This is a genomic window from Actinoplanes sandaracinus, from assembly GCF_030009775.1.
GTDB classification, from domain to species: Bacteria; Actinomycetota; Actinomycetes; order Mycobacteriales; family Micromonosporaceae; genus Actinoplanes; species Actinoplanes sandaracinus.
The window spans coordinates 172128-198229 of sequence record NZ_JASCTH010000019.1; the positions used below are offsets into that span (position 1 = coordinate 172128).

A 26102-nucleotide genomic window follows, 5' to 3' on the forward strand; every position below is an offset into this window, starting at 1 on the left:
GTGGGTGCGGTTGGGGGGGGGGGGGGGGGGGCCCCGGCCCGTGGCGGCCCCCCCCCCCCGCCGTGGATCTCCCGGCTGATCCGGGCCGTCTGCCTGGCGAACCGTTCAGGCTCCGACGTACTCCGCGAGGTGAGCGCCGGTGAGGCCGGCACGGCCCTTGACCAGGTCGGCCGGGGTGCCCTCGAAGACGATCGTCCCACCGTCGTGCCCGGCGCCCGGACCCAGGTCGATGATCCAGTCGGCGTGCGCCATGACCGCCTGATGGTGCTCGATGACGATCACCGACTTGCCCGCGTCGACGAGCCGGTCCAGCAGGCCCAGCAACTGTTCGACGTCGGCCAGGTGCAGGCCGGTGGTGGGCTCGTCGAGGACGTAGACGCCGCCCTTGTCACCCATGTGGGTGGCCAGCTTGAGCCGCTGCCGCTCACCACCGGAGAGCGTGGTCAGCGGCTGCCCCAGGCTCAGGTAACCGAGACCCACGTCGGCGAGCCTCGTCAGGATGGCGTGCGCGGCCGGGATCCGGGCGTCACCGGCGCCGAAGAAGGCGCCGGCGTCGGTCACCGACATCGCCAGGACCTCGCTGATGTCCTTGCCGCCGAGCTTGTAGTCCAGCACCGAGGCCTCGAACCGCTTGCCCTCGCACTCCTCGCAGGGGGTGGCCACGCCGGCCATCATGCCGAGGTCGGTGTAGATGACGCCGGCGCCCTTGCACGTCGGGCAGGCGCCCTCGGAGTTGGCGCTGAACAGGGCCGGTTTCACCCCGTTGACCTTCGCGAAGGCCTTGCGGATCGGTTCCAGCAGGCCGGTGTACGTGGCCGGATTGCTCCGCCGGGACCCGCGGATCGCGCCCTGGTCGATCGCGACCACGCCGTCCCGCCCGGCGACCGAGCCGTGGATCAGCGAACTCTTGCCGGAGCCGGCCACCCCGGTCACCACGACCAGGACGCCGAGCGGGATGTCCACGTCCACGTCGCGCAGGTTGTGGGTGGCCGCGCCGCGAATCTCCAGGGCGCCGGACGGTGTGCGTACCGAATCCTTGATCTTCGCCCGGTCGTCGAGGTGGCGCCCGGTGATGCTGCCGCTTGCCCGCAGGCCGTCGAGCGGCCCCTCGTAGCAGATCGTGCCGCCGTTCGCGCCGGCGCCGGGACCGAGGTCGACGACCCGGTCAGCGATCGCGATCGCCTCCGGCTTGTGCTCCACCACCAGCACCGTGTTGCCCTTGTCGCGCAGCCGGAGCAGCAGCTCGTTCATCCGCTGGATGTCGTGCGGGTGCAGGCCGATGGTCGGCTCGTCGAAGACGTAGGTGACGTCGGTGAGCGCCGACCCGAGGTGCCGGATCATCTTGGTGCGCTGCGCCTCGCCGCCGGAGAGCGTGCCGGCCGGGCGCTCCAGGGAGAGGTACCCGAGGCCGATCTCGACGAACGAATCCAGCGTGTGCTGGAGTTTCTCCAGCAGTGGCGCCACCGACGGCTCGTCCAGGCCGCGCACCCAGGCGGCCAGGTCGCTGATCTGCATCGCGCACGCGTCGGCGATGCTGATCCCCTTGATCTTCGACGAGCGGGCGGCCTCGGACAGGCGGGTGCCGTGACACTCGGGGCAGACCGTGAAGGTGACGACCCGCTCCACGAAGGCGCGGATGTGCGGCTGCATCGCGTCGACGTCCTTGGACAGGAACGATTTCTGGATCGACGGGATCAGACCGGCGTACGTCAGGTTGATCCCGTCCACCTTGATCTTGGTGGCTTCCTTGTAGAGGAGGTCGTTCAGCTCCCGCTTGGTGTACTTGCCGATCGGCTTGTCCGGGTCGAAGAAGCCGCAGCCACGGTAGATCCGGCCGTACCAGCCGTCCATGCTGTAACCGGGAATCGAGACGGCGCCCTCGTTCAGGGACTTCGTCTCGTCGTACAACGCCGTCAGATCGAAGTCGTTGACGTTGCCCCGGCCCTCGCACCGGGGGCACATGCCGCCGGTGATGCTGAAGGAGCGGCGTTCCTTCGTGGTGACGCCGCCCTTCTCCAGGGTCACCGCGCCGGCGCCGGAGATCGAGGCGACGTTGAACGAGAACGCCTGCGGCGAACCGATGTGCGGGTCACCGAGCCGGCTGAACAGGATCCGCAGCATGGCACTGGCGTCGGTGGCGGTGCCGACCGTCGAGCGGGGATCGGAACCCATCCGCTCCTGGTCGACGATGATCGCCGTGGTCAGGCCTTCCAGCACGTCCACGTCCGGACGGGCCAGCGTCGGCATGAATCCCTGCACGAAGGCGCTGTACGTCTCGTTGATCAGGCGCTGCGACTCGGCCGCGATGGTGCCGAACACCAGCGAGCTCTTGCCCGAGCCGGAGACTCCGGTGAAAACCGTGAGCTGGTGTTTCGGAATCTCGACACTGACGTCCTTGAGGTTGTTGACCCGGGCGCCGTGCACGCGGATCGAGCGGTGGGCGCTCATGTGTTCTCCGTCCCCCTCGTGACTGGAATGATTCAACCTCAGGACAGCTGGTTGATGCGGACCATGTTGCCCGCCGGGTCACGGAAGGCGCAGTCCCGAACGCCGTACGGCTGATCGGCGGGCTCCTGGACGACGTCGGCGCCGGCGGCCTGCAGCTTGTCGAAAATCTCCGCGAGGTCGGAGGCGCCCAGGACGATCGAGGCGTAACTGCCCTTGGCCATCAGCTCGGCGATGGTGCGGCGCTCGTCGTCGGTGATGCTCGGGTCGACGGCCGGCGGGTGCAGGACGATCGAGGTCTGCGGCTGGCCGGGCGGGCCGACGGTGATCCAGCGCATGTCGCCGAACCCGACGTCGTTGCGCACCTCGAAGCCGAGGCCGTCGCGGTAGAACTCCAGGGACTTCTCGGGGTCGTCGGCCGGCAGGAACGTGGAGTGAATGATCAGGCTGCTCATGCGTTCGATGCTAGGGAGCCGGCGCCCCGCGGTGCTTCTCGATTCCTGACCGGTCTCATCGCCTGTTTCGCCACACACCCCGGCAACCCCTCGACCTGATCGGCGCCGAGCTTGCGATAGACGCTCGGTGAGATGCCGACCAGCTCGGTGAACCGGGTGCTGAACGTGCCCAGCGACGAGCAGCCGACCGCGAAGCACACCTCGGTGACGCTCAGGTCGCCGCGCCGCAGCAGGGTCATCGCCCGCTCGATCCGGCGGGTCATCAGATAGCTGTACGGCGACTCGCCGAACGCGGCCTTGAACTGCCGGCTCAGGTGCCCGGCGGAGATGTGCACGTGGCGGGCGAGCGCCTCCACGTCGAGCGGCTGCGCATAGTCCCGGTCGATCCGGTCGCGGACGCGCCGCATCAGAACGAGCTCTCGCAGTCGCTGGTCCGTCACGGAAACAAGCCTAATGGTTCACATCCTCCTCATATTGCTCACCTCCTATCGGGAGATCGTTCTCGCCGCGGCGAGGGCTGGACCGGTGAACCGCGGGAGACGAGCGGGCGCGGCCGGCGAGACGGCACGAGCCTCGCCCGGCGGGTGGATCATCAGGGGATGGCAGACACCGTCGTCGAGATTCACGTTCCGTTGACGCCTACGCCGGGACTCGAACCTGGCGCATACCCGTTTCCCTGGATCGACCAGATCGAGGAGTTCCTGGCCGAATCGGAGGAGGACGGCTCGTTCGAGGTGGCCGACGACGGTGAGGAGTTCGGGGAGGTCTACGTCTTCTTCCTCCGGGGGGCCGACGAAGCCATGCTGCTCGGTGTCGCGTCGCGGGTGGCGGCGCTCGACGGGGTGCCCGCCGGGGCGTTCGCGATGGTCACCGACAACGAGGCGGCCGAGTACGGCCTCGGCCGCCGGGTGGGGCTGCCACTCACATAAGGGTCGACAGCCGGCAACCGATGCGGGTCAGCTGACCTGGTCGGGGAGGACGGCCAAGCCGGAGCGGGCGACGATCTCCTGCAGGGCGGCCACATGGCCGGCGAACGCCTGGTGGCCCTGTGGGCTCAGTTTGACCGAGGTGCGGGGCCGTTTCGCCACGAAACTCTTGCGGATCTCCACGTAGCCGGCCTCCTCCAAGGTGGTGAGCTGCTTCGACAGCGCCGAGTCGGACATGGTCAGGCTGTCTCGCAGAAAGCGGAAGTCGGCCCACTCGCTCGCGGCCAGCAGGCTCACCAGGGAGAGCCGGGTCGGCGCGTGGATCAGCTCGTCGAAGCGTGGCTCGGGGCTCACCGGGAGCTCGCCAGCGGTCGCGACAGCATGACCTTGCGCAGGTACGCCATCAGCATCGGCCCGCCGAAGGCCAGCCCCAAGCAGACCGGCAGGAGGGCGAGGGCACCCGGAAACGGGACGGACAGCGCATCGAGGGTGAGCCCGAGCCCGATCCCCACCGCGGTGAGCCCGACACTGAAGGCCACGATCGCGACGAAGCCCCGCAGACCGAGGAGATCCTGGCGCACCTGCAGGCGGGTCTTGCGGAAGAGGGCGAACAGCATGGCGGCCATCACGATCGTGAAAACCACTGTGCCGACGGTGATCAGCCAGCGGATCTCGCTCTCCACGGCGGCGACGAACGCCAGCATCATGCCGCCCATCGCCCGCCAGAACCAGTCGGGCACGAGGTTGGTCTCGACGACCTGCTCGCGGCGGGCCCGCATCTCGGCCAGGGCCAGCTCGGCGTCGATCGGTGGAATGTCCATGACTTCCCCCTCAGGAATGTACTTGCCTACTAGGAAAGTACCCATTACTTTCCTAGTAGGCAAGTGCTTTCCTCGTACGACAGCTAGAGGGTTGAGCGGACCAGGAGCGTCGCCGGCAGCGCGATGGCGACGGCCGCGAGCAGCGCCAGGGCGAACCGCGACCGGACCTCCTTGCGCACGTCGTCGCGGCGTTTCGCCTTCGCGGCGCGGACCAGGCGCGACGCCATGAACAGGTAGGAACCCGCCAGTGTCATCAGCAGAGGGATCGCGAGGAGGGCGGTGAGCAGCGACGACACGCCGTGCCAGCCCTCATCGCCGCCGCAGCTGGAGACTCGGCGGCCGCTCACGCAACGCGGCAGGCTGATGTCGTAGAGGACGTCCGCGACCGCCCAGGTGGTAACGGCGGTGGCGACGACGGCGATGCCGCTGAACAGCAGGATGCTCCGGTACACGCGGTCGATCCTGCCGTGAGCGCCGCATAGAGTCGATGGGTGGACGAGGGTGAATCGGTGCGGCTCCGGCCGGTCGAGGCGGGCGACGTCGATGTCTTCTACCTGCAGGAGCGCGATCCCGAGGCGTTGCGGCGTGCCAACTTCCCGGGTCGCGGGCACGACGCGTTCGTGGACCACTGGCGGCGGCGCGTCCTGGGGGATCCGACGGTGCGGGCGCGGGCCGTCATCGTCGGCGAGGCGACCGCCGGCAACATCGTGGCCTGGTGGCAGAACGGGCGGCGGCACGTCGGGTACTGGCTGGGCCAGGATTTCTGGGGCCGGGGGATCGGCACACGGGCGCTGTCACTGTTCCTCGCCGAGAGCGAGGAGCGGACGCGGCCGCTCTATGCGGAGGCCGACGTCCGCAACGCCGCCTCGATCCGCATGCTGAAGCGGTTCGGTTTCGACGAACTCGAGGTCGTCAAGGACGGGCCGGACGAGTTCCTGGTGCTCAAGCTGGACTGACACCCAGCCGGGAACTACCGCCGCGGCACCCAGAACTCGACCTCGGCGCCCTCGCCCGGCACGCTGTTGATGCTGGTCGTGCCGCCGAGGCCGGCGATGCGGCCCCGCATCGACCGGGCCACACCGAGGCGCCCGGCGCGGGCGGCCTCCCTCAGACGGCCGGGATCGAACCCGGCTCCGTCGTCACGGACGGTCACCCGTACCCCGTCGCCCTCGTCTTCCAGCAGGATCCAGGCCCGGGCGCCGTCGCCCGCATGCCGCCGGACGTTGTCCAGAGCGGCCCGAACGGCCGCGACCAACTCGCCCGCCGGCCTCGCCGGCAGCATCACCGGCGAGGCCGGCGCCGCCAGCTCCACTCCCGGCAGCGCCAGAGCCGCGGTCACATCACGATCCTTTTACGTACGGCCGGGCGGCCCGCCCCCCCGCCAGAGGTTCCGCAGCGCCGCCTCCTGCTCGCTGACCACGCCCGGGTGCGGCAGCCGCCGGGGCGGTCCGTCCGGCCAGTACTCGAAATGCCACCACTCGTTGTCGTAGACCCGGTAGAGCCCGTGCCGGCCGCCGTGTTCCTCCAGCCAGCGGGCGCCTTCGGTGGGGCGTACGTCCATCGCCGTCCCGGCGACGTGCCGCGACTCGTCCGGCGGCAGCACCCACCGCCGGGCCGCCGCCACGGAGCCGCTGCGCCGCAGTTCCTCGGCGTAGAGCACCGCCTGCCGCGTCGCCGTCCGGTAGCCGGAGGTCAGCCCGACGAGCTCGCCGTGCCACCACAGCGCCCGGGTACGTGCCTCCTCGAACGCCGTCCGGACGTCCGGCCGCAGCCCGTCCAGGTTCTCCTCTGGAAAGCGCAGGGCCAGCGCCCACTGGCAGGCGGTGTGCCGTCCCCGCCCCGGCGTGACCAGGCAGGCGACCGGCGCCAGCAGGAAGGCGGTGATCCGGGTGATGTTCCGGTAGACCGGATCGCGTCGGCGTTCTTCAGGCATGCGAAGACGATCGCCTTTTTCGTGCGCCGGAACATGAGTACTCGTACTCAACCGTCCGGTGAGTACCTACTCTGGCGGCGGCGAAACGCTGCACCGGTCACCGTGGATCACCCTCCGGCGCGAACCGGCTAGCCGTCCAGGCCGTGCTCGATCGCGTAGCGGACCAGCTCGACGCGGTTGTGCAGTTGCAGCTTGCCGAGGGTGTTCTGGACGTGGTTCTGCACCGTGCGGTGCGAGACGACCAGGCGGTCGGCGACCTGCTTGTAGGACAGGCCCTTCGCGACCAGCCGCAGCACCTCGGTCTCCCGGTCGGTGAGCAGCGGCCGGTCCTCCGGAGCGGCCGGGGCGGCGGCGAGCCGGCGGTACTCCCCCAGCACCAGGCCGGCCAGCCCGGCGGTGAACACGGCGTCGCCCTCGGCGGTGCGGCGGACGGCGTCCAGGAACTCGGCCCGGCCCGCCGACTTGATCAGGTAACCGCTGGCGCCGGCCTTGACCGCGTCGAGGACGTCCTGCTGTTCACCGCTGGCCGAGAGCATCAGGATGCGTACGGCCGGAAGCGTCGCCAGCAGCCCGCGGATCACGTCGACGCCCGCCAGGTCCGGCAGTTGCAGGTCGAGGACGACCACGTCGGGAGCGGCCGCCACGGCCACGCGCAGCGCCTGGACGCCCTCGCCGACCGCCGCGGTCACCAGGTAGCCCGCCTCGGCGAGGTCACGAGCCACCCCGTCGCGCCACATCGGGTGGTCGTCCACGACCATCACTCGCACCGTCACGCCGGCCACCCTAGCCGCGAGGACCCGACGCCTTCGGACCGTGCTGGGGCGCGAGGATCTCGACGCCCTCGGCGACGTCGAGAACACCGGCGTCACCGGACATCGTGACAGGGCGGCGGTATAAGGTCGGGAAATGCGTGTCCCCACCGCAGCGATCACCGCTGGTTCCCTGATCGGCGGCTGGCAGGTCGCCCGCCGCACCGGTGTCCGCCCGCTCGGTGGCGCCGTCCTGGCCGCCGGCGGCATCCTGGCCGGCCGCGACTGGGCCCGCCACACCGGGCCGGTCACCACGGGCGCGCTGGTCGCGACCTATCTGGGGGCGTTCGCGCTGTCCCACCCGCTGGCGAAGCGGATCGGCCCGTGGCCGTCGGTGATCGCGGTCTCGGCCGTCACCGCCGCGATCTCCTACGCCGTCGCGGACCGCCGCGTCCTCCGCTGACCCCGGCCCGCCGCCGCGCTCTGGCGCTGACCGCGCACGGCCCGCCTACGCTGCGGTGGTGAACCCGCCGGAAGCGGTCCGGCCGCGGCGGCTGCGCCCCGGCGACCTCGTCGCGCTCGTCTCCCCGTCCGGGCCGCTCACCCCGGAGCAGGCCGCTCCCGCGGCGCAGGTCCTCGCCCGCTGGGGTCTGCGGGCACGTCACGGCCGCCACGCCCTCGGCAGACACACCTTCCTTTCCGGTACGGACGACGAGCGCCTCACCGACCTCGACGCCGCGTTCCGCGATCCGGAGGTGCGCGGGATCCTCTGTCTGCGCGGCGGTTACGGCACTCAGCGGATCGTGGACCGGATCGACTACGACGCCGTCCGTGCCGATCCGAAGCTGGTGATCGGCTTCTCCGACATCACCGCCCTGCACCTGGCGCTGTGGTGTGAGGCCCGGCTGGCGACCGTGCACGGCCCGGTCGGCGCCGGCCTCTACGAGATCAGCGCCCCGGCGGAGGAGACCCTGCGCCGCACCGTGATGACCGGTGATCCCGTGATCGTGACCCCGGAGGAGGACGGTGTCCGCTTCCCGGGCCGAGCGAGCGGAACGGGCCGGGCGGACGGGATCCTGCTCGGCGGCAACCTCACGCTGCTCGCCGCGTCCGCGGGGACACCTCACCGGCCGGACACGACCGGCGCGATCCTGCTGATCGAGGAGGTCGGCGAGGCGGCGTACCGGGTGGACCGTTCGATCGTCCAGCTCAGACGGGCGGGCTGGTTCGACGGTCTCGCGGGTGTCGCGGTCGGGCGGTTCACCCGCTGTCCGGGCGCGGATCAGGTGCTGGCCGAGCATCTGGGCGCGCTCGGCGTCCCGGTTCTCGGCGGGCTGCCGATCGGCCACGGCGGGGAGCAGACCGCGGTGCCCCTGGGCGTCGCGGCCCGCCTCGACGCCGGGGCCGGAACCCTCACCGTCCAGCCCGCGGCCCGGTGACCGGCGGCGTCGGCCCGAAAGACGCGCGGGGACCGTGCGCCCGGCCGTCGTCGCGCGGGCCGCAGCGGCCCTTCGGGTGGAGGCGCCGAAGGATCGGTAACACCGAAAGGTCATAACGGCATATGTCAGGATGTTTGTATGCCGTTGTCCCGTCGTGCCCTACTCAGTGCCGGTCTGCTGGGTGCGGTCGCACCCACCCCGCAGCAGACACCGGGCCCACAGCAGGCACCGGCCCCACAGCCGACGCCCGGCACGCAGCCGACGCCCGGCCCCACCGACGCTGACTGGCGGGCCCTCGCGGAGGGTTTGGAAGGCTCCCTGGACCGGCCCGGCACCGCCGCCTATGACCAGGCACGACGGCTCGTCTCACCCCGTTTCGACCACATTCGGCCGCCCGCGATCGTGCGCTGCGCGAGCCCGGCCGATGTGGTGGAAACCGTCCGCTTCGCCGCCCGGACCGGGCAGCCGATCGTGCCGCGCGGCGGCGGACACTCGTATGTCGGCGCATCCACCACGGCCACCGGCCTGGTCCTCGATCTGCGGCCGCTGAACAGGGTCGGCTACGACGCGCCGACCAGGACCGCGACCATCGGTGGCGGCGCCCCGCTGATCGACGTCTACACCGGCCTGGGCGCGCACGGCGTCTCGGTGCCGTCCGGCAGTTGCGGAACCGTCGGCATCAGCGGCCTGACCTGCGGCGGCGGGATCGGAGCGGCCTCCTCCGCCTACGGGCTGACCTGTGACGGTGTCGTCGCCGCCGACGTGGTGACCGCCGACGGCCGCCACCGGACCGTCGACGCCGAGCGGGAACCCGAACTGTTCTGGGCGTTACGCGGCGGTGGCGGCGGACGGTTCGGGGTGGTCACGTCGTGGCGGATGCGAACCCACCCGGCCGGGTCGACAGGCACGTTCGTGCTCACCTATCCGTGGGCGGACGCGGCCGCGGTCGCCGCCGGATGGCAGTCCCGCACCGCCGTCGCGCCGGACAACTGCTGGTCGGCGTGCCAGTTCGCGTCCGACCGCACCGGCGCCCTGTCCGTACGCCTCTCCGGCTTCGTCCTCGACGGCGACGCCCAGCCCGAGGTGACCGCCCTGACCGCGGCGATCGGCCGGAACCCGGCGACGGTGACCATGGCCCGCCAGCCGCACGTCCAGGTGCTGAAGGACCGGGCCGGAGCCGCCACCCGGACCACCCACCTGATCGGGAGCGAGATCTTCAGCCGGGCGCTGCCGGCGGCCGGGATCGCCGCCCTGCTGGCCGTGGTGCAGAGCCGTGCCGCGAGCCGCCGCCCCGGTCTCGCGAAGTTCAAACGGATGACCGGCGCCCCGGCCCGCGTCGCCCCGGAGACGACCGCCTTCCCCTGGCACGGCGCGCACAGCATGCTGCAATGGCTCGTCGAACCACCGGCGATCGACGCGGCATCGACAGCCGACGGGTACACGTGGATCGACACCGGACATCGCGCGGTGGCGGCCTGGTCGTCCGGCCGCTACGTCAACTACCTGGAGCCGGGGCCGACGGATCCGGGCCGCTATCACGGCCGCCACCTGGACCGGCTGCGACGGGCCGGCGCCGCCGCCGACCCGAACGGCCTGTTCCGCGCCGCCTACCCGCTCTGACCGGCGTCGGCCGCCGGACCGTTCTTCGGCCCGTGAATCGACCGCCGGCCGGCGGCGGCGGCATAGGATCTCGGCCATGGCTCACCGTTCCGATCTCGCCGAGCGGCTCGATCTGCGACCGCACCCCGAAGGTGGCTGGTACCGGGAGACGTGGCGCTCCCCCGTCATGTTCGAACCCGACGGGTACGACGGACCCCGGCACGCCGCGACCGCGATCTACTTCCTGCTGCACCCGGGAGAACGGTCCGCATGGCATGTCGTGCGGTCCGCCGAGCTGTGGTTCTGGCACTCCGGCGGCCCGCTGCTGCTGCGCCGTGGCGGCGACGGCGACCAGCCGGGCGACGGCGACGAGGTGTTGCTGGGCCCCGACGTCGCCGCCGGCCAGGAGCCGCAGGCGCTGATCCCGCCCGGTGTGTGGCAGGCCGCCGAGCCTGCCGGCGACGAGCCGGTGCTGGTCAGCTGCGTGGTCGCGCCGGGCTTCGACTTCGCCGATTTCAGAATGGTCTAGCGGCCGCCCCGGCGGGAGCGGCCCTACGGACGGGGCTCGTCCTTCGCGTTGTTCTTGCTCCGTGCCAGCATCTCCCAGCCCGCGCCGAGGGTGAGGCCGACGGCGAGACTCAGCATCAGCTGGTCGGTGAGTGATCCGAACACCAGACCGAAGAGGAGTCCCAGGCCGAGGCCGACCCCACCCCTGTCTCCCGAACTCCAGCCGTCGCGTCGTTTCTGCTCGCTCACCAGACTCCCCGCCAGGTCGGTCCCCGTTGCAGTCATGATCATATGGGTCGGCGGCCACCGTTCCACCCGGCCCCGGCGACGCTCACCACGCCCGCCGGGCATCCACGGACCGCGGCTGGTCAGGGGCCGTGAAGCGGGCAGCCGCAAGGCCTCGCACGCGTTCCCGGCCCCCGCTAGCGAACCAGGCGCAGGTTGCCCGGCTGATAGGCGACCAAGCCGGCATCATCGAGTTCGTAGGTGACGGCCGGCCCCTCCCCCGTGATCCGCAACCGCCGCGGGCTGACCAGGTGATAGGTCGCCGTGCCGGGCACCACTTCCAGCGACGGCGTCAGGATCCGCACCGACGGCACGCACATCGGTCCTGACTCGACGGTCAGGCCGAGCCGCCGGAGCGCCCACGTCACGAAGATCGGGGAGTCGGCGAGGCGGACCACCGCGTCCGGGTCGATCCGGGCGGCCCCCTCACACTCCCAGTCGCCGTCGGTGCGGCGCAGTTCGGTGGTGCGGCTCCAGTCGGCGCCCCGGCAGCTCACGCTCAGCTCTTGAACACCGGCGTCGTCATCGGTCACGGCGCGCCACTGGAGCGAGTACGGCGTTCCCCCGGCCACGACGGCCGTGCCGTGCGCGCCCGGCCGCTCAGCGCCGGGCGGCTCGCCTCCGGTCGCTCCCGGCCGCGCGCCGCCACGGGGGAACACCAGTTCGGTGCCGATCACGCCGGTCCGCTGCCAGGCCACCGGCCCCGCCGGTATCGCCCGGAGCGGGCGCGTCTCCGCCCGCGCCATCACAGTTTCGGACATGACGCCTCCTTTGCCGCCGGTGCCGCTTGTCCCCATCGTTACACCGTGCAACAAGTCGCGGGGACGAAGTCACCCCGGAAGGCCGACTTCGGCGAATTTCGCCGGGCGCCACGACCGGGAATGTCTTTCCGTCTGGCACGAGGAGGTCAGCGGGACCAGAACCAGCGACGGTTGCGCCGGCGGCTCCAGGTCATCTCGTCGGCGATCATCGAGCGCACGCTGGCCACCGCTATCGTCAGCGCGTCACGCAGGCCCTCGCAGGTGCGGCAGTCCGGCCCGCCGTCGCATTCGGTGCGGTGGTCGTAGGCGATGTCGGTGACCACGCGGTCGAGGGCGGCGCACGCGTAGGTGCCACGGTCGTTCGGGTGCTGCCGTGCCAGGATCTCCCGGAATCCCGCGATCCTGTCCTCGCCGGCCGCGTACAGTCCGGCGGCGCTCTCCACCTGGGATAAAGCGTCCCGGGCCGTCTCGTTCCGGTGCAAGGCACTCCCCCATGGCCCGGTGACGTGTGGACGGTGAACTTACCGCCACCACACCGGCGATCACATAGGCCGGACAGCCGATCATCCGCGCCGAACACACGACTCCGCCCTGGTGATCACGTCTTACCGAGCGTCAGCGTCCACCCAGAATTCATCTCTTCCGCACGCTCCCGTCACCCGGACGCACCGCAGTCCGGCCGTCCACGTTGCAGCGGACGCACCCCCCGGCCGGGCGTCCACGTTGCAGCGGGCGCTCGTTCGGCCGGGCGTCCACGGTGTTCCGCGTGCCGGTGGCGTGCCGGGCATTCGCCAGGCGGCGACCTCCGACACGAAGAAACCCCGGACCGTCAGGGTCCGGGGTTTCTTCGGCTTCTCCGGTTCCGGGGTCTCCGGCTTCGTCGAAGTGTCGGGGGGTCAGCGGTTGGAGACGTCGTCGGCGTCCTCATCGACGGCCTGCTTGCTCTCCTGAACACTGCCGATGATGGCGTCCACGTCCTGGCAGACGGTCTGGAACTTGAGCATCGCCGACCGGAGTTCGGCGAGGTGGGCGGCTTCCTCGGGCTGGCCGACGGAAGACTCCGCCTGCCGGGTCGGGAGTTCGAGGACGTTCGCCGCCGCGGTGATGACGGTGCTCTTCGACGTCTCGCCGAGCGCGACGATCTGCTTGGCCGTGGCGACATCGAAGTCGTAACCGCCCTTACCGAGAGTGGCGTGGTTGGAGATGCCGCAAGCGGTCGCGGTGGCTTCGTCCAAGCCGCTGATGGTCACTGCCGGGGCCGCGGTAGCGGGGCCGGCAGGCTGTCCAGTGCTCGTAACGCAGCCGGAAGTCGCCAGAAGGGTGCTGGTGAGAACGGCTGCGATGGTCATTCCTCGCATAGCCCGGAGGCTACCTGTGTCGGCACCCGCCCCCACCCGGGGTCCGACGGGATGTGACGAACGTCGTTCGCGTCTCGTGTCACGGTGAGTGAAGGCTGCCAACGATCGGATCACGGAAGGCCACCGCGGCGGCCTGTGATGGGATGGAGACGTGAACCTGGAAGTACTGCCCGAACCACCGGGCCGCGCGCCCGATCTGTCCGACGACTTCGCCGGGCCGGCGCTGCGGGACGACGTCTGGATCGACCACTATCTGCCGCACTGGAGCACGCCGGAGCGTTCCCGTGCCCGATACGACCTGGACGCGGACGGTGTCCGGCTGCGGATCGACGAGGACCAGCCCGACTGGCGGCCGGAAGACGCCCCGCTGCGGGTCTCCAACCTGCAGACCGGCAATTTCTCCGGGCTGGCCGGCGGCGAACGCGGCACGCACCGGCACCGCCCGGACGGCCTGACCGTCCGGACCCCGGCCGGGACCCGGCTGCTCTGGACGCCGTCGGCCGGCCGGATCGACGTGACCGTGAGCGCCAGCCTCGACGAGGGCTCCATGCTGGCGGCCTGGCTGGTCGGGACCGAACATCTCGACCCCCGCGACAGCGGGGAGATCTGCGTCTTCGAGATCGACGCGGCCGCGATCGGGGACGGCGCCTCGACCGCCCGGATCGGCATCAAGGCGCACCACGACGACCGGCTCCGCACGGAGATGATCGAGGTGGTCGTCCCGGTGACCGCGTCGGAGCCGCACACCTGGACCGTCATCTGGGGACCGGACGGCACGGTGATCGGCTGTGAGGGCCTGGTCGCCGGCCGGTTCGAGCAGGCTCCCGGATATCCGCTCGTGCTGATGCTCGACCTGTTCGAGACCGATGGCCGGTCAGCGGACGGTTCCACCTATCCCAAGTCGGCCCGCGTCCACCGGGTTCTGGGCTGGGATCTGACACCGGCCTGAGTCTCATCCCCCACGCGCGATCGCGGTGGAACGCGCCGCTGCTCACGGAGGCGCACCGGGGCCGGGCCGGGCCGTTTTTCCGTGGGCAGCAGCCCGGTGGTCGCGCTGGGGCCCGGTGTGGCGACCACCTCGCGTGGTAGCCACGGAATGGGGTTTGGTAGCCGTACGAGATGGGGGATGTGAAGGTTTCAAGCTTTGAGGGTGACGGAGGTGACGCAGTGGGCGCGGACACGTTTCGCGTTCACAGCGCCGCCCGGGTGCTGGAGTGGGCATGGGGCACGGCACTCTCGGCGAAGGCGGACCGCGCATGCAGCACCAAGATCTGATCCGGGCGATCATCGCCGCGGTGGCTTTCGGCGTGATGCTCGCCGGGCACTACGTCGGTGATCACTGGGTGCAGACCAGTGGGCAGGCCTACGGCAAAGGCCTCGACACTGCCGGTTGCGTGCGCTCCGCCGCGCTGTGGCACTGCGCCAAGCACGTCGCGTCGTGGACCGTGACGACCACCGTCTTCCTGCTCGCCGCCGCGTGGTGGCTGCGTCTGCCGCTGGAGCCGGGGTGGCTGGTGGCGGGCGTCGTGCTGAACGCGGTCACCCACTTCATCGCCGACCTGCGGACTCCGCTGATCAGGCTCGGGCGGCTGCTGGGGCGCGGCGGGTACATGGATCACGTCGGGGTGATGCGGCCGTCCGGGGCGGCGAACACCGGCCCCGGGACCGGCCTCTTCGAGCTGGATCAAGCCTGGCACATCGGGTGGCTGGCGGTCTCGGCGCTGTTGATCGCCGGCCCGCCGGCCTGACCCGCCCGCGGCCCCTGTCCGGGCCGCTCGCCGCCCCTGTCCGGGCCTCCCGCCGTCAGAGGGCTCAGGCGACCATGCGGATCACGGCGACGAGGCCCACGGCGACGATCACCGTGCGGAGGACCGGGTCGGGCAGGCGGCGGCCGTAACGGCCGGCGACCGCACCCCCGGCGACAGCGCCGGCCGCGATCAGCAGCGCGGGCGGCCAGGAGACCACGCCGGCGGCGATGAACACCAGCGCGGCCACCGTGTTGGCGACCCCGGCGAGGATGTTCTTCAGGCCGTTGACCTGCTGCAGGTTCGATGAGACCAGAACACCGAGGAGACCGAGCAGCAGTACGCCCAGCGCCGCCCCGAAATAGCCGCCGTAGGCGCCGGCGGCGAAGACGCCCACGATCAGCGCGGGCCCGGCGGGACGGACGGCGGGGTCGGCGGCAGCGGCCGGGCGGGTGGCGGCGTCGTCGTCGGAGGCTGAGCGGGTGGCGGGGCTGCGGCGGCGCAGGGCACGGACCAGCCACGGCTGCACGACGATGAGGATCAGGGCGCCGCCGATCAGGACCGGAACGACCGCCCGGAACGTCGCGGCCGGCAGCACCAGCAGCAGCCACGCGCCCACGATGCCGCCGGCCAGGGCGGCCGCGCCCAGTGGCAGCAGCAGGCGGCGCTGGGTGGCGACCTCGGCGCGGTAACCCCAGGCGGCGGCGAACGAACCAGGCACGAGGCCGACGGCGTTGGAGGCGTTCGCGACGATGGGCGGATAGCCGAGAGCGAGCAGTACCGGGAAGGTCACCAGTGTTCCGGAGCCGACGAGCGCGTTGATCGCGCCGGCCGCCGCGCCCGCCGCCAGGATCTGAACGGCTTCGATGACATGCACAGGCTTCCGCCTCTCACACGGGACGGTCGCCGCCGGCAAGGTCGACGCCATCCATGGTTTCGTGGTCGAGGGAAGCCTAGGGGCGCCCGCCAGGTCGCCATGATCGCCCCGCATCGATCCCAGAGCCTGGATGCGGTCAGGACTCCGGTGGGCGTCGGGGCGGAGCCGCTATCCTCTGTGGATCGGTGTGCCGCGACGTGGATCGGCGTGCCGCGACGGCTGGAGGAAGCGTGCCCGAACCACTGGACACCGGGCGGCCCCATCCCGCCCGCGTCTACGACTACCTGCTCGGCGGCAAGGACAACTTCGCCGCGGACCGGGCGGCCGCGGCCGAAGGCCTCAAGGCCAACCCGAACGCGGCGACCGCGCCCCGGCAGAACCGGGCGTTCCTGCGCCGGACGGTGCGGCTGCTGGCCGAGTCCGGGATCCGGCAGTTCCTGGACATCGGCACCGGCCTGCCCACCTCGCCGAACGTGCACGAGATCGCCCAGGCGGTGGCCCCGTCCGCTCGTGTCGTCTACGTCGACAACGATCCACTGGTGCTCGCCCACGCTCGGGCCCTGCTGACCAGCGCTCCGGAGGGCCGCACCGCCTACGTCGAGGCGAACCTGCGGGACGCCGGCACGATCCTGGACGCCCCCGAGCTGCTGGAGGTGCTGGATCTGCGGCAGCCGGTGGCGGTGCTGCTCTTCGCGGTCCTGCACTTCCTGGAGGACGACGCCGACCCGTATGCCGTGGTCGGGAAGTTGATGTCCGCCCTGCCCAGCGGCAGTCACCTGGTGATCTCGCACATCACCGCCGACCACGACCCGGAGTCCTGGGCCCGGTTCGCCGAGATCATGCGCCGGCAGGGCATCGGCACTCGGTTGCGCAGCCAGGCGGAGGTGTCGCGGTTCTTCACCGGCCTGGAACTGCTCGAGCCCGGGGTGGTGCCGATCCTGCGCTGGCGGCCGGAGCAGGAGCCCGAGTTCACCGACGCGCAGGTGGCGCTCTACGGCGGGGTGGCGCGCAAACCCTGAGGACGATCACCAGGTGGCGAGGACCCGGGCCTGCCCGCCGGAGCCGGCTTCGTACGGGATGAGCCCCACGAAGATCGTCGCGCCGTGCCGGGGCAGCCGATCGAGGCCGGCGAGGTTCTCCAGGCCGTATCGGTCGGCGCCGGTGAGCGCCAGGTGCGTGTCGAAGGTCGCCGAGACGCCCGGGTCGATGCTGAGCGTGTCGACACCGAGACTGCGGATCGCGCGGTGGCGCAGCAGCCACTCGCAGGCGTCCGTGCCGAAGCCGGGGAAGTGCAGCCCGCCCGCCGCGTCGGTGCCCCGGTAGGCGTTCGCGTCGCCGACCTTGGCGCCCCACCCGGAGTACATCAGCACCGCCGCGCCGTCCGGGATCCGGCCGTACCGGCGCTCGAACGCCCGCAGGTCGTCGACGGTCACCACGGTGTCGGGGTCGCGGGCCGCCCGCCGCGCGATGTCGACGACGACGGCCGGCACGATCAGTTCGGACGGCCGCAACTCGGTCGCGGTCCGGCCGCCCGCGGTGAAGTGGCCGGGCGCGTCGACATGGGTGCCGATGTGCTCGACGATGCGCCACTCCTGCATGTAGTAGCCGTCCTCCTCGAGGGAGGCGACGGTCCGGCGGACGGCTTCCTCACCGGGCGCGAACGCCGGGAAGCCGGTCGTCAGCGGGTAGGTGAGATCGCGCAGACCACGCCCGCCCGACGCCGCGGCGGGCTCAGCGGCGACGGTGGCGGCGGCGAATCCCAGGGCCCCGGCGAGGGCCGCGCGGCGTGACAGGCCATGGCCGGCTTTCGGTTCGGTGCACATGGCCTCATCCTGCACGAGGTCGGGGGCCCGGAAACGGTCTTCAACGGGAATCGGACCGTGTCGATCTCGTGACACCGGGTCGCGAGGGTGTCCGATGTGACCACCACTCGGAACGGCACACTCGCCTGGCTGGGCCATCCGGTGACGATGGCCGCCCTGGCGCTGCTGATCGTCAATGATCACGTGCTCAAGAACACTCACCCGGGTTGGGTGACGGGCAAGCTCAGCGACGCCGCCGGCATGGTCCTGGCGCCGCCGCTGCTCGCGGCCCTGGCGGGCCTCATCGCACCCCGCCTGCCGTTCCGCCGGCTCGCGGCGGGCTCGATCGTCACCGTCGGTCTGGGGTTCGGGTTCGTCAAGGCCTCGTGGTACGGGGCCGAGCTCGCGTCCGCGCTCTGGAGCCTCGGCACGCCCTCGCTGATCCGCGCCGACCCCACCGATCTGCTCGCGTGGCCGTTCCTGGGTGTGGCCTGGTGGTCGGCGGGCCGGAGCCGGAGGACACCGAACGAACGGCTGGCCCGCGCGGTTCGTGCGGCGGTGCTGCTGCCGCTCGCGCTGGCCGGAGTGGCGGCGACGAGCCCGGCTCCCCGGCCGTCGGCGGACCGGGTGATCCTCGACGGTGATCTGATCTACGCGGGCGCGGACCACGACAGTTACGGCGACGTCTGGACGGTCAGCGCGGATCAGGGCACGACCTGGGCCGGAGCGGAGGCGCCGAAGGGCCTTCCGGGCGCGGCCACCTGCGCGAGGAGTGAGCCGGTGGTCTGTTACCGGACGATTCCCCACGCGCTGGGGGTGGAGAGCAGTACCGCGGGCGGCCCGTGGACGGTGAGCTGGCGGATCACGGACGAGGAGCGGAAGGGTCTCAACCGGAAGTACCAGGACACGACGCATGTCGACGAACTCAGCTCGCACTCGCTGGCCGTTCTGGACGTCGAGCACCGGCACGTGGTGGTCGTCGCGAACGGGCGGGACGGGTTCGCGCTGCGCACGGTGACCGGAGAGTGGAAGCGCATCGGGTTCCCGGGCATTCCGGGGGACGAGGCGCCGATCAGTCTGGAGGAGGCGACAGCGCCGCGCGAGGACCGGGTGCTGCCGATCACGCTTGGCAGTCTGATCGCCGGGTTCGTGTTCACCGTCGCCGGGCTGGTGTGGCTGCGCCGCTCGGGTGGCGGCCGGAGCTGGTGGTGGCTGCTCGGAGCACTGGGGGCCACGACCGTGCTCACACTGCCACCGGCCATGATGCCGGAGCCGGAGCCGCTCTCGGTCGTGGACATGATCGGCTGGCTCCTGCCGATCCTCGCCATTCTGGGCGCAACGGCCTGCTCCGCGACGGCCCTGATCGCGGCCGGCAGGAAGGCGCCCCGCCACGGCTGGATCGGCTGGGTAGCCGGTGTCGGGGTGGCGTTGCTGCCGGTGGCCGCGCTGCTCGTGCAAGCGGCGATCCTCTGAAGAGCCGGGCCGCCGCGTCACTTCCCGTCGTACGACGCTCAGAGGTTCTTGAGCATGTCCTCGAAATCGGCGCTGAGGGCGAACGGGTCGGTGACCACCGCGGGTTCACGGCGTTCGACCTCGCGGGCCGGCTCGGCCGCGGCGCGCTCGATGCGGCCGCGCAGCGGGCCCTCGACCGAGTAGAGGCCGCTGTAGCTGGCGGAGAACACCGGGGTCACGGTGATCAGGGCGTCGGCTGCGGCGACAAGGTTGCCGCCGGCCTGATCACCTGGGTCAGCGTCGAGGTGATCGAGTGGCCGTACTCGCCCGAAGCGCACGCCGAGGATAGTTGACCGCCCGGCAGGTCGAGCTCAATCCTGGCCCGGTCCGGTGACTGTCATGGGTAGACCATGACAGGCGGCACGTTCCCACCGACCGCGGACTTCCTGAGGATGGGAGGTACCGATCCGAGGGAGTAATCCGATGATGAAGCGCCTGAATGCTGTCCGAACCGAGGGCTCGGCCGGAGCTCTGGCCGTTGACGATGTCGAAGCGACGCCGGAGCGGGCCGGGCGGCGTGGCCCGGCCGCGTGGGCGGCTGTGTGGAGGCGTTGGCCGGCGGCTCTCGCCGTCGCGGCGGCCGGCCTGATGTGGGGAGTCGATACCGTGGGCGGCGCCCAGATTCTGCTGCTGCTGCCGATGCTGTACGTGGTGGTGGCGGCGGTCGGCCGGCCCCTTGTCGTCTGGCCGGCCCTGCTCGCCGGGACCGGACTCGTCTTCGCCCTCCACCTGCAGAACCGGATCGACGTGGCGACCGCGCTGCTCGTGGTCGCCGCGGCGGTCGGCGGGGCCGGGCTGCTCCGCCGTGCGGGGCGGGCGGAGACCGCGGTCCAGCTGGTGGGATTGCTGGTCTTCGGCGGGGTGGCCGTTCTGGCACTGCACACCGGGCCCGAACTCGCCCGCGTGCTCGTCGCTGCCGGGTGGCTGAGCCACGGGCTGTGGGACCTCCTCCATCTCCGGCGTCGGGGCGTGGTGCCGGCCGCGTACGCCGAGTGGTGCGCCGTGCTGGACGTCCTGGTCGGCGTCTCGCTGCTGGTCACGTACTGACATGTCGATCCGGTCGGGGCAGGCCCCGTTCCCCGTGGTGCGCATGGTCGTCCTGACGGTGCTGCTGACCAACGTGGTGTGGGCGGTGGCGTTGCCGCTGCGGCTCACCCGGCCGCCGTCGGCCGTCGGGTGGGTGGTGCTGGTGCTGCTCGCCGCCGCGTCGGGCGTCGCTCTCGCGCTGGTCCTGCGGGCCGCCGTGACCCCCGCGACCAGCCCGGCGACCTGCGGGCGGCTGGTCGCGGCCCAGACGGTGGCGGCCCTGGCACTGTGGCCGGTCACGTTTGCGTGGGCCGAGCCCGGGCGGGAGCCCTGGGCGTGGGTGGCGGCGTCGGTGATCGGCGCCGCGCCGCTGGTGCTGCGGTGGCCGGCCGCCGGCCTCGTCGCGGTCGGCATGCTGGCCGCCGTCGCGGCGGGTGCGGGGGTCTGGGGGCAGCCGGTCGCTCGGAACCTGGTGCTCACCCTCGTCGCGGCGGCCGCGTTGATGCTGATGGGGCAGGTGGTGGTGTGGCTACTGCGGCTGCTGGTGGCCGCCGACGCCGCCCGGGCGACGGAGGCCGAACTGGCCGTGTCGCAGGAGCGGCTTCGGCTGGCCCAGGAGATGCACGACCTGCTGGGCCAGCGGCTCGGTGTGATCGGGCTCAAGGCCGAGCTGGCCGGGGAGCTGGTGGAGGCCGCGCCGGCCCGCTGCCGGGCGGAGACCACCGAGATCCAGCGGCTGGCGGGTGAGACACTTCGGGACGTGCGGACGGCGGTACACGGACTCGGCACGGTCGACCTGGACGTGCAGCTGCGGACGGCCCGGCTGGTGCTGGCCTCCGCCGGTGTGGAGCCGGTCGTCAACGTCGAGCCGCTTGCCCTCCCCCCGGCCGCGTCGCAGCTGGTGGCGGCCGTGGTCCGGGAGGCGGTGACGAATGTGCTCCGGCACAGCGAGGCGCGGCATGTCTGGATCGACCTGACGGCGGCGGGCGGGTCGGTCAGGTTGGCGGTGGTGAACGACGAACCGCGGTCCGCTCCCGGCCGTGCGGGCATCGGCCTGGCCGGGCTGGCGGAGCGCTGCGCGCAGGTCGGTGCCGTGTTGCGGTACGGCCCGGCCGGCGACCGCTTCGAGGTGCGCGTGGAGCTGCCGGCCACATGATCCGTGTCCTGCTGGCCGAAGACGAGGAGATGATCCGTACCGCCCTGGCCGCCCTGTTGGAGCGAGAGCCGGACATCGAGGTCGTCGCCACCGCCGCCGACGGCACCCAGGCGGTCGCCCTGGCCCGTGCCCACCGGCCGGACGTCGCCGTGGTCGACCTGCAGATGCCCGGGCTCGACGGGCTGCAGGTCGTCGGCGAACTCGGCCGGGTCCTGCCGTCCTGCCCGGTCGCGATACTGACCGGGCACGGCAGGCCACTGCTGCTCCGCCAAGCCCTGACCTCCGGTGCCCGGGGCTTCCTGGCGAAGGGTGCGCCCGCCGCGACGCTGGCCGAGGTGATCCGCCGCCTGCACGAAGGGCGCCGCTACGTCGACCCGCTGCTCGCGGCCGACGCCCTCACCGCGCCACCGTCCCCGCTGACCCCGCGCGAAGCCGAGGTGCTGGCCGCCGCCGGCCCGGACCGACCCGTCCGTGACATCGCGCGCATGCTGTTCCTGTCACCGGGCACCGTCCGTAACTACCTCAGCGCCGCCACCCACAAGCTCGGCGCCACCAGCCGGTCAGACGCCTACCGGGTGGCCCAGGACAACGGCTGGATCTGAGAGGACGGTTGGAGATTTTCGGGTTGATCCTCCCGGACCAGATCCACTGAGACTGACCGACGATCACAGCCTCCAAAGCCGTATGGTCGAGTCCGCCGCACCCGCGCTGATCAAGGTTTCCCGGGTCTTCTGGCAACCCCAGGCGAACGTCTCCAGCTTCCCGCTGTGCCCGTTCAGTTCGATCGAGCGGCTGGGGCCGGCGAGATCCCACACCTCGATCGCGCCGTCTCGGGCGGGCGCGGCGAGGAAGCGGCCGTCGGCGTTGAAGAGCGCGCCGATCGGGCCGAAGTCGGAGTCGACGTCGCTCGGCGGTGGCAGCGACCGGATCAGACTCTCTTCGAGCGCGCCGGTCCGGGCATCGTAGATCGCCAGGCGGCCGTCGCTCTTCCCGGCGATGACCGTGCCGGGCGGGCTCGGCAGGTGGTCCACCCAATCGACGCGCCCTCCGATGCCCAACTCCTGCCCCGTCACCGAGTTCCAGGCCATGCGGCCGCCATCCGCGGTGCTTGCGACGATCGGGGGCGGCTGGCCCTCGTCGTCGTCCGGCCGAGGTGACCACGCATCAGCCTGCTCGAGCGCGCCGGGCACGGCGACCGAGTGGAGCAGTGCCCCCGAGGCCGCATCGAGGATGTCGACCGAGTCCCGCTGGCCGCGCGGCGCGTCCGGCCGGACACGCGGCACGACCAGGATCGGCTTCGGCCGGGTCTGGTACAGGGTGTAGCCCGACGCGCCCGTCACCGGCGGCGACGCGGGGCCGCCGCTCACCGGCAGGACCTGCAGGGCTTGGTAGCCCGAATCCTGCTCCGCGGTCTCCACGATGAGCGCGGACACGCCGGGGACGAAGTCGAAGTCGACCACGTCTCCGCCGAGCGTCCAGGAGCCCTGTTGCCGGCCGTCTGCCGCGTTCCAGACGGTCACCATACGGTCGTCGGTGGCGTCGTTCTCCCGGGTTCCGCTCGATCCGGCGAGCCACGTCCCGGTCGGGTCGAAGCGGAGCTCCGACTTGGTTTCCCGGAATGGCAGCGGGACCGATGTCCCGCGCGACAGGTCGAAGAGCTTCGCGCCGCTCTCGGTGCGCACCACCATGTGCCTGCCCGCCGGATCCACCAGGGCCTCGCTCGGCCCGCCGCCGGGCTGCGCGATCACCCTGGAAGACGGCGGGTCGGCGGCCGTGTCCCACACCGTGAGGGAGCCGTCGTCCTTTCCACCCAGCACGAAACGCCGCTCGACGAGATCCACGGACGTGCCGTCGGCGTCGTACTCGGGTGGCTGGGTTTCGCCGAGATCGTCGGCGAAACGGCCGGGAATCGGTCGGGCAGGTCCGCCGTCGGCGGAGTGGACGGTGAGGGTGGCGTTCGCCCGCCCGTCGGTGGCGGACAGCAGGCCGACCTTGGCGCCGCCGGCCAGGAGCACTACGGCCTCGGGCGGCCGCGCCGGGCCGAGCTGCTCCCAGCCCCGTGCGGCCCAGCGCCACACCCGCACACGAGGCTCCGCATCCGCATCGGGCCCGGCGGCCGAGGGGACGCTGTCGCGGACGAAGAACAGCCGCCCGCTCGGGTTGAAGTAGTCCCGGACGTCGTCGCCGGCGGTCGCGATGAAGTAGGGGTCGTCCTGTACGCCCACGTTGTCCAATCGCCACAGCCGGACGCCGTCGGTGGACGTGGTGGCCAGCGTCTCGCCGTCCGGGCTGACCACGAGGTCGTCGGCGAACCTGCCGTAGGGCAGTCGCAACACGGCGTCGGCGCTGTCGCGTGGCGCCGCGGTCAGCGGAACGGCCAGACTCGCCAGGAAGGCGACGATCAGCGCCGGCACGAGGATCCGTCGCCGCCGCCGCGCCCGCCGCCGCGCCGCCTCCGAAACGGCGTAATAGGCGGCCGACTGATCGTCCGCGAGCCGTTCCTGGAGTCGCAGGTGCCGGAACTGGTAGGCCCCGCCGGACTGTCGCAGCAGTTCGCGCCGGCCGGCGTCCTCGAGCAGCCCGAGCAGCCGCCACGGCAGCACCCGGTTGCCGGCCAGCAGCACCCGGGCGATCTGAAGGCGGAACCATGCCCGGGACACCAGCAAATAGGTGCCGAGGAGGAGGCCGGGCACCACGACGAGCAGCCACACCGCGACGGGCCAGGTGGCGAAGTAGCCCGGCACGACGTCGAGGAGGCGGGCTTGGACGATGTCCGACAACTGGGCGCCCTGCAGCCAGCCCGCTCCGCCGGTCGTCCAGCCGTAGACGGCGCTGCCGAACGCGGCGGCGATGAGCCCCAGCGGTGTGAGGAGCAGCGCGAAGACGAGCCCGCTCGCGGCCGCGCTCACCAGCGCCGAGGTGCGGTCCTGGCGCAGCACGGCCCGCGGCGAATCCAGGCGAGCGGCGGCCGGAGCGGCCAGCAGCCACCGGTGCGCCGACAGCGCGACAGCGAACGCCACCAGTAGGGCAGAGGCCAGTCCCATCGATTGCAGGAACAGCTCACCGCTGGAGACCGACCAGCCGTCGATCGCCGTGATCGCCACCGCGGAGACCAGCGCGAACGGAATCCACATCAGCACGCCCAGCGTCGGCGTGACGGCGAACGCCTCGCGAATCGCCGCCGCGGAGAATGGCCGGGTCGGCAAGCGGCTGGGCGGCGCGCTCTCCACCGACCAGCTTGACATGATGAAAACGAGGAACAGAAAGCCGACCAGCGCGCTGGTCCAGAAGGCTGAGCCCGCCGCGCCGCCGCCAGCGACCGCGAAGCACACCAGAGACGCGACCATCATCAGCAGACCGATGACGGTGCCTAGCAGAGCCCCTGTTCCGGCTGGAAGCAGCCGGTCGGCGAGATCCCACCAGCGCAGGTCCCGCTCCTGCGCGTCGTAGAGGTATCGGGCCAGGGCCGTCAGATAGCGGGATGCCTTCTCCTTCGGCCATCGTCCGGCCGGGCGTTCCTGCGGCTGCGGTCCGTCCGGCGACGGGTAGGCCGCGTCGACCAGCCGGTCCAGCAGGTTGTTTTCCACCGCGAGCCGCGAGTCCAGAGAGGCGTCGAGCTGCTCGCGGGGATCGCGGCCGAGTCGCCCGTACACCTCTTGGGCGATCGAGACCATCAACGGCGTCGAGTACGCCTCGGCGACCGGAGAACCGGGGCGCTCGATCTCGGCGAAGACGCCTGCCCATGCCGAGGCGTCCGTCGACGCCGCCGCTTTCAGGTACGCGATGGCGTCCCGAGGCTGGACCGGCAGCACCCGGATCACTGTCGACCGGCGCAGCGGCGGCGCCCCGCCGTGGATCAGGTCCTCGTACTCGACCAGGCGGCAGGTGACCACGAGTGGCCAGCCGTGGCGGCCGATCGCCTCGTTGACGGCGGTGACTGCCGCTGCTCGGGAGAACTCAGGGATCTCGTCGAGGCCGTCCAGGATCGGCAGCACCCGGCCGGCGTCGAGCAGGCTCCGGGGATGGTCGGGGCTTCCGCCGTAGTGTGCCCGGGCCAGGGCGTCGACCAGGAAGTCGTCGAGGGTCACGCCGAGCGGATTCCAGGAGGCCACTGAAACCAGTGCGGGAACGGGCTCGTCGGCCGGCCGGTCGAACCGGGACTTGAGGAGGCCGGCCTGGAGTGTGAGGGCCAGCACCGACTTCCCGGCGCCCGGTTGGCCGAGCACCACCAGCCGCCCGGCAGGGTCGTTGCGGAACAGTTCGGCCAGCCGGAATGTCGCGTCCTCGAAGCGCTTCCGGATCCGCTGGTCGGGCCGGGCCTCGTCCACCCGTACGTTCGGCGCCCTCGCCTTCACCTCGGTCCAGGCCACCGGGAGGAGGCCCGGATCGTCGAGGAGCCCTCGATCGGCGACCTCGGCGCGGCATTTGCGATCCAGGATGTCGGCGAGCACGGCGGCCAGCTCATTCACCGACGGGCCGGGCAGGAGGCGCTGCCGCCGCCGCTCCGCCGCGTCGCCGATCAGCGACAACACGGAGATCACCACGCCGAGCGGCGCCCACAGGTCGAAGTCGCCGCGTATGGCCTGGACGATCATCCAGGTTGCCGAGCCCACCGCGACCACGACCATGACCGCCCGGAACAATCGCCGTCTCCCACCCGACTCCGGCAAGGCCGCCTCCAGCGCAGGTCACTCTTCGTGGCGTGA

Annotated in this window: 30 protein-coding genes; 13 read left to right on the forward strand and 17 right to left on the reverse strand. The window is 71.7% G+C overall.

Annotation, left to right across the window (positions count from 1 at the left end; genetic code table 11):
• Positions 1 to 105: 105 nt before the first annotated feature.
• The 3 genes from QLQ12_RS27750 to QLQ12_RS27760 are packed head-to-tail and all read right to left on the reverse strand — an operon-like array spanning position 106 to position 3307.
• The gene (locus QLQ12_RS27750; protein ID WP_282763456.1) at positions 106 to 2448 is read right to left on the reverse strand and encodes an excinuclease ABC subunit UvrA; all 2343 of its coding nucleotides are present in this window, start codon (positions 2446 to 2448) and stop codon (positions 106 to 108) included.
• A gap of 38 nt (positions 2449 to 2486) precedes the next feature.
• On the reverse strand, positions 2487 to 2900 hold the full coding sequence (locus QLQ12_RS27755; RefSeq protein ID WP_282763457.1) for a VOC family protein: 414 nt from the start codon (positions 2898 to 2900) through the stop codon (positions 2487 to 2489).
• Positions 2897 to 3307, reverse strand: a complete 411-nt coding sequence (locus QLQ12_RS27760; protein ID WP_282763514.1) for a helix-turn-helix transcriptional regulator — start codon at positions 3305 to 3307, stop codon at positions 2897 to 2899. The genes QLQ12_RS27755 and QLQ12_RS27760 overlap by 4 nt, the downstream gene beginning before the upstream one ends.
• A gap of 192 nt (positions 3308 to 3499) precedes the next feature.
• Between QLQ12_RS27760 and QLQ12_RS27765 the strand changes: the two genes are divergently transcribed.
• Positions 3500 to 3829, forward strand: a complete 330-nt coding sequence (locus tag QLQ12_RS27765) for a hypothetical protein (RefSeq protein WP_282763458.1) — start codon at positions 3500 to 3502, stop codon at positions 3827 to 3829.
• 27 nt (positions 3830 to 3856) lie between these two features.
• Here the strand turns inward: QLQ12_RS27765 and QLQ12_RS27770 are convergent, their stop codons facing one another.
• The 3 genes from QLQ12_RS27770 to QLQ12_RS27780 form a co-directional block, all read right to left on the reverse strand.
• Positions 3857 to 4180, reverse strand: a complete 324-nt coding sequence (locus QLQ12_RS27770) for a winged helix-turn-helix domain-containing protein (RefSeq protein WP_282763459.1) — start codon at positions 4178 to 4180, stop codon at positions 3857 to 3859.
• Positions 4177 to 4647 (reverse strand): hypothetical protein, encoded by a 471-nt coding sequence (locus tag QLQ12_RS27775; RefSeq protein ID WP_282763460.1) that lies wholly within the window; start codon positions 4645 to 4647, stop codon positions 4177 to 4179. Before QLQ12_RS27775 ends, QLQ12_RS27770 begins: the two co-directional genes overlap by 4 nt.
• 83 nt (positions 4648 to 4730) lie before the next feature.
• The gene (locus QLQ12_RS27780; RefSeq protein WP_282763461.1) at positions 4731 to 5099 is read right to left on the reverse strand and encodes a hypothetical protein; all 369 of its coding nucleotides are present in this window, start codon (positions 5097 to 5099) and stop codon (positions 4731 to 4733) included.
• A gap of 39 nt (positions 5100 to 5138) precedes the next feature.
• Here QLQ12_RS27780 and QLQ12_RS27785 point away from each other — a divergent pair, with 39 nt between their 5' ends.
• Complete coding sequence (locus QLQ12_RS27785) at positions 5139 to 5603, forward strand: GNAT family N-acetyltransferase (RefSeq protein WP_282763462.1); 465 nt, start codon at positions 5139 to 5141, stop codon at positions 5601 to 5603.
• A 14-nt stretch (positions 5604 to 5617) separates the two neighbouring features.
• Here QLQ12_RS27785 and QLQ12_RS27790 read toward each other — a convergent pair whose 3' ends face one another.
• From QLQ12_RS27790 to QLQ12_RS27800, 3 genes are all read right to left on the reverse strand, one after another.
• Positions 5618 to 5986 carry a sensor histidine kinase gene (locus tag QLQ12_RS27790; RefSeq protein WP_282763463.1) on the reverse strand — a complete coding sequence of 123 codons (369 nt, stop codon included), beginning with the start codon at positions 5984 to 5986 and terminating at the stop codon, positions 5618 to 5620.
• 12 nt (positions 5987 to 5998) lie between these two features.
• Positions 5999 to 6580 carry a D-alanyl-D-alanine carboxypeptidase family protein gene (locus tag QLQ12_RS27795; protein WP_282763464.1) on the reverse strand — a complete coding sequence of 194 codons (582 nt, stop codon included), beginning with the start codon at positions 6578 to 6580 and terminating at the stop codon, positions 5999 to 6001.
• 128 nt (positions 6581 to 6708) lie between these two features.
• Entirely contained in the window at positions 6709 to 7338 is a 630-nt protein-coding gene (locus QLQ12_RS27800; protein ID WP_282763516.1) for a response regulator, read from the reverse strand.
• A gap of 148 nt (positions 7339 to 7486) precedes the next feature.
• On the opposite strand from QLQ12_RS27800, the gene QLQ12_RS27805 reads away from it, so the two are divergent.
• From QLQ12_RS27805 to QLQ12_RS27820, 4 genes are all read left to right on the forward strand, one after another.
• Positions 7487 to 7792, forward strand: coding sequence for a hypothetical protein (locus QLQ12_RS27805; RefSeq protein ID WP_282763465.1), 306 nt, complete (start codon positions 7487 to 7489; stop codon positions 7790 to 7792).
• A gap of 58 nt (positions 7793 to 7850) precedes the next feature.
• Positions 7851 to 8768 carry a S66 peptidase family protein gene (locus QLQ12_RS27810; protein WP_282763466.1) on the forward strand — a complete coding sequence of 306 codons (918 nt, stop codon included), beginning with the start codon at positions 7851 to 7853 and terminating at the stop codon, positions 8766 to 8768.
• A 138-nt stretch (positions 8769 to 8906) separates the two neighbouring features.
• Positions 8907 to 10388: an FAD-binding oxidoreductase gene (locus QLQ12_RS27815; RefSeq protein WP_282763467.1), complete on the forward strand. Its 1482-nt coding sequence runs from the start codon at positions 8907 to 8909 to the stop codon at positions 10386 to 10388.
• Positions 10389 to 10464: 76 nt separating this feature from the next.
• Positions 10465 to 10896 (forward strand): cupin domain-containing protein, encoded by a 432-nt coding sequence (locus tag QLQ12_RS27820; RefSeq protein WP_282763468.1) that lies wholly within the window; start codon positions 10465 to 10467, stop codon positions 10894 to 10896.
• A gap of 23 nt (positions 10897 to 10919) precedes the next feature.
• On the opposite strand, the gene QLQ12_RS27825 is transcribed toward QLQ12_RS27820, so the two are convergent.
• From QLQ12_RS27825 to QLQ12_RS27840, 4 genes are all read right to left on the reverse strand, one after another.
• On the reverse strand, positions 10920 to 11159 hold the full coding sequence (locus QLQ12_RS27825; protein WP_282763469.1) for a hypothetical protein: 240 nt from the start codon (positions 11157 to 11159) through the stop codon (positions 10920 to 10922).
• 137 nt (positions 11160 to 11296) lie between these two features.
• Positions 11297 to 11920 carry a putative glycolipid-binding domain-containing protein gene (locus QLQ12_RS27830; RefSeq protein ID WP_282763470.1) on the reverse strand — a complete coding sequence of 208 codons (624 nt, stop codon included), beginning with the start codon at positions 11918 to 11920 and terminating at the stop codon, positions 11297 to 11299.
• A gap of 146 nt (positions 11921 to 12066) precedes the next feature.
• On the reverse strand, positions 12067 to 12363 hold the full coding sequence (locus tag QLQ12_RS27835; RefSeq protein WP_282763471.1) for a hypothetical protein: 297 nt from the start codon (positions 12361 to 12363) through the stop codon (positions 12067 to 12069).
• A gap of 453 nt (positions 12364 to 12816) precedes the next feature.
• Positions 12817 to 13155 carry a hypothetical protein gene (locus tag QLQ12_RS27840; RefSeq protein ID WP_282763472.1) on the reverse strand — a complete coding sequence of 113 codons (339 nt, stop codon included), beginning with the start codon at positions 13153 to 13155 and terminating at the stop codon, positions 12817 to 12819.
• 274 nt (positions 13156 to 13429) lie between these two features.
• On the opposite strand from QLQ12_RS27840, the gene QLQ12_RS27845 reads away from it, so the two are divergent.
• Together QLQ12_RS27845 and QLQ12_RS27850 are read left to right on the forward strand one after the other, a co-directional pair.
• The gene (locus QLQ12_RS27845; RefSeq protein WP_282763474.1) at positions 13430 to 14227 is read left to right on the forward strand and encodes a LamG domain-containing protein; all 798 of its coding nucleotides are present in this window, start codon (positions 13430 to 13432) and stop codon (positions 14225 to 14227) included.
• A gap of 307 nt (positions 14228 to 14534) precedes the next feature.
• Positions 14535 to 15026, forward strand: a complete 492-nt coding sequence (locus QLQ12_RS27850) for a transcriptional regulator (protein ID WP_282763475.1) — start codon at positions 14535 to 14537, stop codon at positions 15024 to 15026.
• A 64-nt stretch (positions 15027 to 15090) separates the two neighbouring features.
• Here QLQ12_RS27850 and QLQ12_RS27855 read toward each other — a convergent pair whose 3' ends face one another.
• Positions 15091 to 15900 (reverse strand): sulfite exporter TauE/SafE family protein, encoded by an 810-nt coding sequence (locus tag QLQ12_RS27855; RefSeq protein WP_282763476.1) that lies wholly within the window; start codon positions 15898 to 15900, stop codon positions 15091 to 15093.
• Positions 15901 to 16130: 230 nt separating this feature from the next.
• On the opposite strand from QLQ12_RS27855, the gene QLQ12_RS27860 reads away from it, so the two are divergent.
• The gene (locus QLQ12_RS27860; RefSeq protein WP_282763478.1) at positions 16131 to 16919 is read left to right on the forward strand and encodes an SAM-dependent methyltransferase; all 789 of its coding nucleotides are present in this window, start codon (positions 16131 to 16133) and stop codon (positions 16917 to 16919) included.
• 6 nt (positions 16920 to 16925) lie between these two features.
• Here the strand turns inward: QLQ12_RS27860 and QLQ12_RS27865 are convergent, their stop codons facing one another.
• The gene (locus QLQ12_RS27865; RefSeq protein ID WP_282763479.1) at positions 16926 to 17723 is read right to left on the reverse strand and encodes a cyclase family protein; all 798 of its coding nucleotides are present in this window, start codon (positions 17721 to 17723) and stop codon (positions 16926 to 16928) included.
• A 96-nt stretch (positions 17724 to 17819) separates the two neighbouring features.
• Between QLQ12_RS27865 and QLQ12_RS27870 the strand changes: the two genes are divergently transcribed.
• Entirely contained in the window at positions 17820 to 19175 is a 1356-nt protein-coding gene (locus QLQ12_RS27870; RefSeq protein ID WP_282763480.1) for a hypothetical protein, read from the forward strand.
• Positions 19176 to 19213: 38 nt separating this feature from the next.
• On the opposite strand, the gene QLQ12_RS27875 is transcribed toward QLQ12_RS27870, so the two are convergent.
• The gene (locus QLQ12_RS27875) at positions 19214 to 19492 is read right to left on the reverse strand and encodes an NADPH-dependent FMN reductase family protein (protein ID WP_282763481.1); all 279 of its coding nucleotides are present in this window, start codon (positions 19490 to 19492) and stop codon (positions 19214 to 19216) included.
• Between the two features lie 145 nt (positions 19493 to 19637).
• Here QLQ12_RS27875 and QLQ12_RS27880 point away from each other — a divergent pair, with 145 nt between their 5' ends.
• From QLQ12_RS27880 to QLQ12_RS27890, 3 genes are read left to right on the forward strand one after another with little or no spacing between them, the layout of a single operon-like run.
• Positions 19638 to 20261: a hypothetical protein gene (locus QLQ12_RS27880; RefSeq protein ID WP_282763482.1), complete on the forward strand. Its 624-nt coding sequence runs from the start codon at positions 19638 to 19640 to the stop codon at positions 20259 to 20261.
• Position 20262: 1 nt separating this feature from the next.
• Positions 20263 to 21396, forward strand: coding sequence for a sensor histidine kinase (locus QLQ12_RS27885; protein ID WP_282763483.1), 1134 nt, complete (start codon positions 20263 to 20265; stop codon positions 21394 to 21396).
• Positions 21393 to 21998 (forward strand): response regulator transcription factor, encoded by a 606-nt coding sequence (locus tag QLQ12_RS27890; protein WP_282763484.1) that lies wholly within the window; start codon positions 21393 to 21395, stop codon positions 21996 to 21998. Before QLQ12_RS27885 ends, QLQ12_RS27890 begins: the two co-directional genes overlap by 4 nt.
• 63 nt (positions 21999 to 22061) lie before the next feature.
• Here the strand turns inward: QLQ12_RS27890 and QLQ12_RS27895 are convergent, their stop codons facing one another.
• Positions 22062 to 26039, reverse strand: a complete 3978-nt coding sequence (locus QLQ12_RS27895) for an NACHT and WD40 repeat domain-containing protein (RefSeq protein ID WP_282763485.1) — start codon at positions 26037 to 26039, stop codon at positions 22062 to 22064.
• Positions 26040 to 26102 lie beyond the last annotated feature (63 nt).

Coding starts and splice junctions, on each gene's coding strand:
- QLQ12_RS27750 (WP_282763456.1), bottom strand. CDS start 2,448: ATGAGCGCCCACCGCTCGATCCGCGTGCACGGCGCCCGGGTCAACAAC.
- QLQ12_RS27755 (WP_282763457.1), bottom strand. CDS start 2,900: ATGAGCAGCCTGATCATTCACTCCACGTTCCTGCCGGCCGACGACCCC.
- QLQ12_RS27760 (WP_282763514.1), bottom strand. CDS start 3,307: ATGCGGCGCGTCCGCGACCGGATCGACCGGGACTATGCGCAGCCGCTC.
- QLQ12_RS27765 (WP_282763458.1), top strand. CDS start 3,500: ATGGCAGACACCGTCGTCGAGATTCACGTTCCGTTGACGCCTACGCCG.
- QLQ12_RS27775 (WP_282763460.1), bottom strand. CDS start 4,647: ATGGACATTCCACCGATCGACGCCGAGCTGGCCCTGGCCGAGATGCGG.
- QLQ12_RS27795 (WP_282763464.1), bottom strand. CDS start 6,580: ATGCCTGAAGAACGCCGACGCGATCCGGTCTACCGGAACATCACCCGG.
- QLQ12_RS27800 (WP_282763516.1), bottom strand. CDS start 7,338: ATGGTCGTGGACGACCACCCGATGTGGCGCGACGGGGTGGCTCGTGAC.
- QLQ12_RS27805 (WP_282763465.1), top strand. CDS start 7,487: ATGCGTGTCCCCACCGCAGCGATCACCGCTGGTTCCCTGATCGGCGGC.
- QLQ12_RS27815 (WP_282763467.1), top strand. CDS start 8,907: ATGCCGTTGTCCCGTCGTGCCCTACTCAGTGCCGGTCTGCTGGGTGCG.
- QLQ12_RS27820 (WP_282763468.1), top strand. CDS start 10,465: ATGGCTCACCGTTCCGATCTCGCCGAGCGGCTCGATCTGCGACCGCAC.
- QLQ12_RS27825 (WP_282763469.1), bottom strand. CDS start 11,159: ATGACTGCAACGGGGACCGACCTGGCGGGGAGTCTGGTGAGCGAGCAG.
- QLQ12_RS27830 (WP_282763470.1), bottom strand. CDS start 11,920: ATGTCCGAAACTGTGATGGCGCGGGCGGAGACGCGCCCGCTCCGGGCG.
- QLQ12_RS27850 (WP_282763475.1), top strand. CDS start 14,535: ATGCAGCACCAAGATCTGATCCGGGCGATCATCGCCGCGGTGGCTTTC.
- QLQ12_RS27865 (WP_282763479.1), bottom strand. CDS start 17,723: ATGTGCACCGAACCGAAAGCCGGCCATGGCCTGTCACGCCGCGCGGCC.
- QLQ12_RS27880 (WP_282763482.1), top strand. CDS start 19,638: ATGATGAAGCGCCTGAATGCTGTCCGAACCGAGGGCTCGGCCGGAGCT.
- QLQ12_RS27885 (WP_282763483.1), top strand. CDS start 20,263: ATGTCGATCCGGTCGGGGCAGGCCCCGTTCCCCGTGGTGCGCATGGTC.
- QLQ12_RS27890 (WP_282763484.1), top strand. CDS start 21,393: ATGATCCGTGTCCTGCTGGCCGAAGACGAGGAGATGATCCGTACCGCC.